Consider the following 517-nt stretch of genomic DNA (forward strand, 5'->3'; position numbering starts at 1 on the left):
GTGAGTATCAGAGAAATATAATTTATAATTCAATGGAAGATTTAGAAAAACTAATTCCTTATTTGAAAAACAAAATCAAACATTATGAAAGTTTAGAAAATATAGTTGATTAAACAAATGTCATTTAATTCCTAAATTTTGAGATTTAACCACAACTTAGAAATTAAAATAACAATTAGATGCCTACGTCAATGGCGATATAATGTATCTCGGGTACACCATCTCTGACAATTATTGTTCCAAAATTCAGAACATTATCATCTTCCCACAAGAATATTCTGTCACTTCGTGGCTTTACAAAGTCATCAATGAATTCAAAGATTAGTTTCTCGGTATCTTCCTGTTCCCTTTCAGTGAAGAAGAAGATCTCTCCCTCTTTGAATGATAATGGAATCTGAATACTAGTTGGCTCTAAGATTTCTATCTCATGTTCAACAAAAATGGATTTTATAATTTCAATTCGATCTGCTTTGCTTAGCTCAACAGATTCTCCATTAGTTGTAGTTGGAGTAATAGC

General features: G+C 30.6%; 1 protein-coding gene. It reads right to left on the reverse strand.

Going from position 1 to position 517, the window contains the following annotated elements; genetic code table 11:
• Nucleotides 1-175 precede the first annotated feature (175 nt).
• The coding region (locus V3W49_RS23110; RefSeq protein ID WP_500148329.1) for a hypothetical protein at nucleotides 176-517 on the reverse strand (342 nt) is incomplete at its 5' end.

The sequence above is a fragment of the Rosenbergiella sp. YN46 genome, from assembly GCF_036620675.1.
Lineage (GTDB): Bacteria > Pseudomonadota > Gammaproteobacteria > Enterobacterales > Enterobacteriaceae > Jejubacter.